Genomic DNA, 8,084 nt, shown 5'->3' on the forward strand with positions numbered 1-8,084 from the left:
CGGGCCGCGGCGCGGCGATCCGGGCGCTGGCCGCGGCGGCTTTGGCCGATCCGGACCTGTTCGCCCCGGCGGAGTCGCTGGAGGCCGCGGTGCTCCGCTTCACGGCGATCCGCGGGATCGGTCCCTGGACGGCGCAGTACATCGCCATGCGGGCGCTCAAGCTGCCCGACGCCCTGCCGGTGGGCGATGTCGGCCTGCTGCGAGCGCTGGAGAGCCGCACCGGGCGTCCGAGCCCGGCGGCGCTCCTGGCCCGGGCCGAGGCGTGGCGCCCGTTCCGGGCCTACGCGGCGCAGCACCTCTGGGCGGCGGACGAGGCGACCGTGAAGGGGCGGTGATCGCCTTCCCTGATGTCAACGCCGCCGTCCTTGCGAGCGGAGCGAAGCAATCCAGTCGGCACCACGCTAACGTATGCCGCTAGCCCTGAGTCACTTCGCTGTGCTCGCGATGACGGAGGGGCTGGTCGACCCGGTGCCCCCATGGTCGTTGTGGGGCCATGGATGGCGCCCTACAGGGGGCGGGTGGCACGCACCACGGACCCTTTGCCCGTGACGACAGCCCAGCTCTTTCTTCTGGCGGTTCCGATCGGCGGCGTGGTGGCCCCTGGCGCGCTCTGGCTCGATCAGCGTTCGCGCTCAGACCGTCTCCGAACGAGGCGTGGGTCCCCTCTCCCGAGCGGGAGAGGGACAGGGTGAGGGATGAGAACGATCCGGAAGAGGCGCGACCCAAACGCGCGTCGATGGCGGGCTCTATTCTGATCCTTCTCGACCCTCACCCCAACCCTCTCCCGAACGGGAGAGGGAGCCTGTCGCGCCTACATGAACGGACGTGCGTATGGCCGTCCTCTTTCAGTCGGTCCCGCTTCAGCGCCCGAACCGCTCGAATTTCGGGAAGCTGCGCGCCATCATCAGCCCGACCTCGGCGCGGTGGCCGAGCCACTTCTCCAGCACCGACGCGTTGGCGAGCCGGCCCTCCGGTGAGCCGTCCTGCCAGGGCAGGCCGTCCGCCAGCTTGAACACGTGCGCGTCGAGCAGCCCGCCGCTGCGGCAGCGCTGGAGGCGCACGCCCTTGCCGCGGGCGAGTTCGGCCACCTCGGAGATCGGGAAGATCAGCAGCAGCTTTTCCGTGTTGACCACCGCGACGTGGTCGCCCTCGGCCGGCACCAGCACCGCCGCTTTGGCGTCGCCGTCGAGGCCCAGAACGTTCTTGCCCTTGCGGGTGTTGGCCACCAGCGCGTCGGCGGGCGCCACGAAGCCGCGCCCGTCCGAGCCCGCGATCAGCAGCTTGGTCTCGGGCCGGTAGGGCAGCGCCGCCACGATCTCGGTGCCGTCGTCGAGGTCGGCCATCAGCCGCACCGGGTCGCCGAAGCCGCGCCCGCCCGGTAGCTTCGAGGCTTCCAGCGTGAACACCTTGCCGTTCGTGGCGAGCAGCAGGATCTTCTGGGTGGTCTCGGTGGGGAAGGCGATCTTCAGGGTGTCGTCGCCCTTGAACGCAACGCCCGAGAGGTCGGCGACGTGGCCTTTGAGCGCCCGGATCCAGCCCTTGGTGGAGACGATCACGGTGATCGGCTCGCGCTCGACCAGGGCCGCGGTGAAGTCGATGCCGCCGACATCCGGGGGGCTCGCCAGCGTCGTGCGGCGCTTGCCGAGCTTGGTCTCGGGCCCGAAGGTCTTCTTCACGGCGCGGATCTGCGCCTGGATCGTCTTCCACTGCGCCGGCTCGGAGGCGAGCAGGGCGTCGATCTCGGCCTTCTCGGCGGTGAGCGCGTCGAACTCGCGCTTCAACTCCATCTCCTCCAGCTTGCGCAAGCTGCGCAGGCGGGTGTCGAGGATGGCGTTGGCCTGGATCTCGGTCAGCGCGAAACGGGCCATCAGGGCGGCCTTCGGCTCGTCCTCCTCGCGGATGATGCGGATCACCTCGTCGAGGTCGAGATAGACGATGAGCAACCCGCCCAGGATCTCCAGGCGGCGGTCGATCTGGCCGAGGCGGTAGCGCGAGCGGCGCTGCAGGACGACGCGGCGGTGGTCGACCCATTCCCGCAGGCACTCGGCGAGCCCGATCACCTTCGGCACGAGGCCGCCGACCAGGACGTTGAGGTTGAGCGGGATCCGCGCCTCCAGCTCGGTGAGCCGGAACAGCGATTCCATCAGGATCACCGGATCCACCGTGCGCGAGCGCGGCTCCAGCACGACACGCACGTCCTCGGCGGATTCATCGCGCACGTCGGCGAGCAGCGGCAGCTTCTTCTCCTGCAGCAGCTCGGCCATCTTCTCGATCAGCCGGCCCTTCGGGATGCCGTAGGGGATCTCGGTGACGACGATGTTCCAGGTGCCGCGGCCGAGATCCTCCTTGGTCCAGCGGGCGCGGACCCGGAAGGCACCGCGGCCGGTGCGGTAGGCCTCGGCGATCGACTCGGCCGAATCCACCAGGATGCCGCCGGTCGGGAAGTCCGGCCCCTGCACGAACTTCGCGAGCTGCCCGGACGTCGCCTCGGGATGGTTGATCAGGTAGAGCGCCGCGTCGCACAGCTCGGCGGCGTTGTGCGGCGGGATCGAGGTCGCCATGCCGACCGCGATGCCCTGGCTGCCGTTGGCGAGCAGGTTCGGGAAGGCCGCCGGCAGGACGATCGGCTCCTCCTTCTCGCCGTTGTAGGACGGCCGGAAATCGACGGTGTCCTCGTCGATCCCGTCGAGCAGGAGGCGGGCGACCTCGGTGAGCCGCGCCTCGGTGTAGCGGTAGGCGGCCGGACCGTCGCCGTCGATGTTGCCGAAATTGCCCTGCCCGTCGACCAGCGGGTAGCGCTGGGCGAAGTCCTGGGAAAGCCGCACCAGGGCGTCGTAGATCGCCTGGTCGCCGTGCGGGTGGAAGTCACCCATCACGTCGCCGACGATCTTGGCGCATTTCTTGTGCGCGGTGTTGGGGTCGAGGCGCAGCAGCCGCATCCCGTAGAGGATGCGTCGATGCACGGGCTTCAGCCCGTCGCGGGCATCCGGCAGCGCCCGGTGCATGATCGTGGACAGCGCATAGGCGAGGTAGCGCTCTTCCAGCGCGGATTTCAGCTCGACGCTCTCGATCCCGTCGCCGGACGGCGGCTCGAAGGGCTGGCCCATGACGGCTCCTGTCTCAGGGCGGGGCCGCCGACCGGCAGCGCCGCCTTTCCGGATGGTTCGTCAGTCCGGGGCACCGAAGGCGAGCCCGGAATCCAGAACCACCGACCCTGTCCGAGGAGGCGGACGAACCTTGCGGGTCGAGCGATTCTGGATTCCGGGCTCCGCTTCGCGGCCCCGAAACGACGGGATGACACAGCCCGGGTTGAGCCGCGCTCAGACCCGGGCGCGATTAGAACATAGCGCGAACATTACCCGGCCTCTCGGCCGAGCGCAACGAATCGCGCCCGCTCCTCGGACGGCGCGAGGCCCCGAGGGCCCCAGACGTGCCGGTCGAGGAAGTACCCCGTCAAGGTAAACCCTTGGGCAACGCCGTCCGGACCCGGGGATCCGCCGGCGAGCAGGAAGGTTGGAAGCGCGAGAAGACGGTCCCGATAGGGCTCGCCCGCCGAGGCGCTGACCGCCCGGCCGCTCTTCGGCGAGACGTAGGCGAGGGCGTCGTTGCCGCCGGTGGCGGCGCAGGCTGTCAGGTCCAGGCCGAAACCGAGCTCCGACAGGATGGCCAACTCGAACCGCACCATCAGGGGCGGCGCGATGGCGGGGTCGTCGAGGTGCTCGACGAGGATCCCCGCCGCCGCGTAGAGTGCCGGATGCGGGTCGCGCTCGGGGAGGAGCCGCAGCAGCGCCGCGAGGTGTCCGATGCCGTATAGGGCCAGGCTCGATCCGATCAGCCGGGAGACCTGCGACTCGAGGGGCTCCACCGCGTAGGCGCCGAGGCCCTCGTCGAGGCGCGCCCGCCAGGTCAGCCGGACCCGGTTGCCGGGCTGGAGCACCGGCTGCATCCGCCGCGAGCGTCCGCCATGGACGAGGCCGAGATGGCGTCCATGGGCCTCGGTCATCGCCTCCAGGATGACGCCGGTCTCCCCGTGCCGGCGCAGGCCGAGCACCAGGGCGTCGTCGGTCCATTGCATCGAACGTCGCGTCGTGAGGTGAAAGGGGCGCGGCGCGCGACGGGCGCGTGCCGCTCGTTCTCCTCATATAGGGACCCGCAGCCTTCGGCGCTGTCCAGCCTCAGGCAGCCTTGGCCGGATAGCGAGGGCCGATGCCGCCCCGCGCCGCTCTTGCCATCATCTTCGCCCTCGCCTCCGCCGGCGCGCAGGCCGGGCCGCGCAAACCGAAGCCCGCGGCCGAGGACGTGCCCTCCCCGGCCCTCCTCCAGCGGATCGCCGCCCTGGCGCTCAAGCAGGTCGCCTTCGGTTCGGTCTCGCTGCTGCCGGTGCGGTTCGAGGGCAGCCGGATCGCCGGGCCGATCGCGGAGGGCGGCCGGGTGATCTACTGCGTGTCGGGCCGGATGTACGGCCGGACCTTCGGCAAGCCCGAGCGCCCGAAGGTGACGTTGCTCTACGAGGCCGACCGGCTCACGGTGCTCGACGACGACGAGGTCTGCACCGGCCATCGCACCCGGCCCTTCCCCGAACTCGACGCGCTGGGCAACAAGCCGTGAGGCCGCTGCGTTGAGGGCCATGCCCTGCGCGCCCGCCCGCACCCTCGACCTCAGCCTCGACCTGATCGCCCGCGCGCATTCCGTCCCGATCCCCGACGACCCGAGCGCCCTCGACGTGCTGTCGGATTCGGAGCTGCGCCCGGGCCTGGAGGCGATCGTCGCCGGGCGCGAGGGCTGCGATCTCTGGGTCTTCGCCTACGGCTCGCTGATGTGGAATCCGGAATTCGAGGTCGCCGAGCGCCGGATCGGGACGGTGCGCGGCTTCCACCGCCGGTTCTGCCTGCTGCAGCGCCGATTCCGCGGCACGCCGGAGCGGCCGGGCTTCGTCCTGGCGCTGGACCGCGGCGGCCTCTGCCGGGGCGTCGTGTTCCGCCTGCCCGGGATGGAGATCCGCGAGGCGCTGATGCCGGTCTGGCGCCGGGAGATGCGGGGCCGGGGCTACGTCGCCCGCTGGCTGCCGGTCGCCACCGAGACCGGGACCGTGTCGGCGCTGACCTTCCTGGCCAACCGCGCCAGCGACCGCTACGCCGGCCGCCTCTCGGACGCCGAAATCGCGGAAAAGATCGCCGCCGCCTGCGGGCACAAGGGACCGAGCGCCGAATACCTGTTCCGGACCGTGGACGCCTGCGAGCGCCTCGGCATCCGCGACCGCCATCTCTGGAATCTCCAGGCCCTCGTGGCCGCGCGGCTGAGGGCCTGCGCTCCGGGGGCGTGAGGTTCAGGTCCAGGCCCGCTTCATCACCACGGCGACACGTCCGCCCGCATGCTCGGCATCCGGGTTGCGCGGCTCCCGGATCCCGGGGGCGCGGCCGGTGGTGACGTAGACCAGCAGGGTGAGGGCGAGCAGGATCTTCGTGCGCATGGCGACGCTCAAGCTTGAGCGCCGGTGCATAGGATCGATCGCTTTTTAAGGAGTTGCTGCGGTGCACACGGACGGGATCGCGGCCCGGTTCCTGCGGATGTGGTGAAGGAAGGGTTGCGGGCCGGCCGCGATCGTCTATGCCGCCGGCCCGGGATGTCCACAGGTGGAGGATGAGATGCGGCTCCGGATCGGCGTAGCCCTGGCGGTCGTCGGCATCGCCGCCGTGGCTCTCCTGGCGGGGCCGCTGAGCCGCGGCGACAGGCTGTCCGACATCCTCACCGGGCGGACGCCGCTGCTCGCCGGCGGCACCCGGGCGCCCGGTGGCGGCGCGAACCTCACCGGCACCGCCGACCTGGGGACGGATCAGCGTCCGGCGACCCTTTACCTCGCCTGTGATCCGGGCGGGACCGGCCTGTCGGCGGCGCTGACGGTGCCGCGCTTCGCCGAGTTGGCGCCGCGCTTCGACTTCGCCGGGCTCGAAGGCTCCGGCAGCGCGACGCCGCTCACCGGCATCCTCGTCTCCAGTGCCGGCAGCGTGCGCTCCATGCGGATGCCCGTGCAGGGCGCGGCGACCGGGGCGGATTCGGGCTTCACCCTGACGGTGACGGGCGCCCGCCGCGGCGAGGATCCGCTGCGCGGCCTCGCCGTGGCGCTCACCCAGCCCGGCACCAAGCTCACCTGGACGCAGGCGAGCCCGCGCTCCGGCGATCCGGCCCTGACGGCGGTGTTCACGGTGGCGGAGAGCGACGCCGCCGCGCTGAAGGGCGCCCTCACCGGCTGCCTGGCGGCCCCGTTCTAGCTCACCTCCACCTGCACCACCCCCGGCACGGTCCGGAGCTGGCCGGCGAGCGTCGGCGTCGCCTGGAATTTGCCGGGCAGCCGGATCTCCACCTCGCGGCTGCCGCCATCGAGCTTGAGGATCAGCGACACCTCACTCTCGCCGCGCATCGACAGGCGCTGCTGCACGGGGGCGACGCCGCGCGGGTCGCTCAGGTGGATGCGGATCCCCTTCTGGTGGCGGGCCACCGCCTGGTCGAGGGGTTCCGCGGTGAGGATGCGGGCGCGCACGTCCTCGCCCTCCAGGTTGGCCTGGAGTTGCAGCACGAGCGGGCGGCCCGGTTCGAGGATGTCGCGGTACTGGCCGAGCCCCTCGGAAAAGATGATCGCCTCGAAATGCGCGGTCCGGTCCGAGAGGGTGACGATGCCCATCTTGTTGCCGGTCTTGGTGCGCCGCTCCGCCCGGTCGAGCACGGAGGCCGCCACCCGGCCGACGCTGGAGGTCCCGGCCCGCACCGCGCGGCAGAAATCGGTCCAGCTCTGCACCCGCAGCTTGTCGAGCAGGTCGCCGTACTCGTCCAGCGGATGACCGGAGATGAAGAACCCGATCGCCGCGTATTCCCGCTTCAACGTGTCGGCCATCGGCCAGATCTCGTGGGGCGGGATCCGCAGGGACACGTCGTCCGCCACCACGCCGCCGAACATGTCGGTGACGCCGGCCGATTCCGCCTCCGCCGCGCTGGCGGCGAGCTTCATCATCGGCTCCACCGCCGCGAAGGCCCGGGCCCGATCCGGCTCGATGCAGTCGAGCGCCCCGGCCTGGACGAGGCTCTCCAGGGTGCGCTTGTTGATCTGCCGCGGGTTGAGGCGGCGGGCGAGGCAGGCCAGGTCCTTGAACGGCCGGTCGCCGCGGGCCTCCACCAGCGCCCGCACCGCCTCCCGGCCGACGCCCTTGATGGCGGCGAGCGCGTAGAAGATCTTGCCGTCGCGCACCTCGAACACCTCGCCGGAGGTGTTGATCGAGGGCGGCTCCACCGTGATCTTGAGGCGCTGGGCGTCCTGTCGGAATTCGGCGAGCTTGTCGGTGTTGTCGATGTCGAGGGTCATGGCGGCGGCCAGGAACTCGACCGGGAAGTTCGCCTTGAGATAGGCGGTCTGGTAGGTCAGCAGCGCGTAGGCCGCCGCGTGGCTCTTGTTGAAGCCGTAATCGGCGAACTTGGCCAGAAGGTCGAAGATTTCGTTGGCCTTGGCCTTGGTCAGCCCGCGCTCGGTGCAGCCCTTCAGGAACCGGTCGCGCTGCGCGTCCATCTCGGCGCGGATCTTCTTGCCCATGGCGCGCCGGAGCATGTCGGCCTCGCCGAGCGAGTAGCCCGCCAGGACCTTGGCGATCTCCATCACCTGTTCCTGGTAGACGATGATGCCGAAGGTCTCCTTCAGCATCGGCTCCAGCTTCGGATCCGGGTACCAGGACGCCTCGTTTCCGGCGTCGCGGCCGAGCTTGCGCTCGCAATAGACCGGGATGTTGGCCATTGGGCCCGGGCGGTAGAGGGCCACCAGCGCGATGATGTCCTCCAGCCGGTCGGCCTGCATTTCGCAGAGCGCCTTGCGCATGCCAGCCGATTCCACCTGGAACACGCCGACCGTCTCACCCCGGCCCATCGGCCCGTAGGTGTTCGGATCGTCGAGCGGCAGCGACGCGAGGTCGATCTCGATGCCGCGCTGCTTCAGGAGATCGGTGCAGCAGCGCAGCATGGTCAGGGTTTTGAGGCCCAGGAAGTCGAACTTCACCAGCCCGGCCTGCTCGACCCACTTCATGTTGAACTGGGTCACCCGCATG

The 8,084-nt window shown here is 70.7% G+C and carries 7 protein-coding genes and 1 pseudogene; 4 read left to right on the plus strand and 4 right to left on the minus strand.

What is annotated here, in order from left to right; genetic code table 11:
- Positions 1-335, plus strand: a pseudogene (locus I53_RS09340) (DNA-3-methyladenine glycosylase 2 family protein); the annotation flags it as partial.
- Positions 336-860: 525 nt separating this feature from the next.
- Here the strand turns inward: I53_RS09340 and parC are convergent.
- A complete protein-coding gene (parC, locus tag I53_RS09345) occupies positions 861-3,107 on the minus strand; it encodes a DNA topoisomerase IV subunit A (RefSeq protein ID WP_043349600.1) in 2,247 nt (748 codons plus the stop codon).
- Positions 3,108-3,355: 248 nt separating this feature from the next.
- Positions 3,356-4,075, minus strand: a complete 720-nt coding sequence (gene recO / locus I53_RS09350) for a DNA repair protein RecO (RefSeq protein ID WP_043349601.1) — start codon at positions 4,073-4,075, stop codon at positions 3,356-3,358.
- Positions 4,076-4,206: 131 nt separating this feature from the next.
- On the opposite strand from recO, the gene I53_RS09355 reads away from it, so the two are divergent.
- Positions 4,207-4,608, plus strand: coding sequence for a hypothetical protein (locus tag I53_RS09355; protein ID WP_043349603.1), 402 nt, complete (start codon positions 4,207-4,209; stop codon positions 4,606-4,608).
- A 19-nt stretch (positions 4,609-4,627) separates the two neighbouring features.
- Complete coding sequence (locus tag I53_RS09360; protein ID WP_043349605.1) at positions 4,628-5,323, plus strand: gamma-glutamylcyclotransferase; 696 nt, start codon at positions 4,628-4,630, stop codon at positions 5,321-5,323.
- Between the two features lie 3 nt (positions 5,324-5,326).
- Here I53_RS09360 and I53_RS33820 read toward each other — a convergent pair whose 3' ends face one another.
- A complete protein-coding gene (locus I53_RS33820) occupies positions 5,327-5,470 on the minus strand; it encodes a hypothetical protein (protein WP_164706385.1) in 144 nt (47 codons plus the stop codon).
- A 175-nt stretch (positions 5,471-5,645) separates the two neighbouring features.
- Here I53_RS33820 and I53_RS09365 point away from each other — a divergent pair, with 175 nt between their 5' ends.
- Complete coding sequence (locus I53_RS09365) at positions 5,646-6,269, plus strand: hypothetical protein (RefSeq protein ID WP_043349609.1); 624 nt, start codon at positions 5,646-5,648, stop codon at positions 6,267-6,269.
- Here the strand turns inward: I53_RS09365 and dnaE are convergent.
- Positions 6,266-8,084 (minus strand): DNA polymerase III subunit alpha (gene dnaE / locus I53_RS09370; RefSeq protein WP_043349607.1); only part of this gene is annotated, 1,819 nt, incomplete at its 5' end. The two genes, I53_RS09365 and dnaE, sit on opposite strands and share 4 nt — an antisense overlap.

The organism is Methylobacterium sp. B1, assembly GCF_000333255.1.
Taxonomy (GTDB): Bacteria; Pseudomonadota; Alphaproteobacteria; order Rhizobiales; family Beijerinckiaceae; genus Methylobacterium; species Methylobacterium fujisawaense.

Bases quoted from the DNA above. Each gene is read 5' to 3' on its own strand.
- recO (WP_043349601.1), bottom strand. From the start codon at position 4,075: ATGCAATGGACCGACGACGCCCTGGTGCTCGGCCTGCGCCGGCACGGG.
- parC (WP_043349600.1), bottom strand. From the start codon at position 3,107: ATGGGCCAGCCCTTCGAGCCGCCGTCCGGCGACGGGATCGAGAGCGTC.
- I53_RS09360 (WP_043349605.1), top strand. From the start codon at position 4,628: ATGCCCTGCGCGCCCGCCCGCACCCTCGACCTCAGCCTCGACCTGATC.
- I53_RS09355 (WP_043349603.1), top strand. From the start codon at position 4,207: ATGCCGCCCCGCGCCGCTCTTGCCATCATCTTCGCCCTCGCCTCCGCC.
- I53_RS09365 (WP_043349609.1), top strand. From the start codon at position 5,646: ATGCGGCTCCGGATCGGCGTAGCCCTGGCGGTCGTCGGCATCGCCGCC.
- I53_RS33820 (WP_164706385.1), bottom strand. From the start codon at position 5,470: ATGCGCACGAAGATCCTGCTCGCCCTCACCCTGCTGGTCTACGTCACC.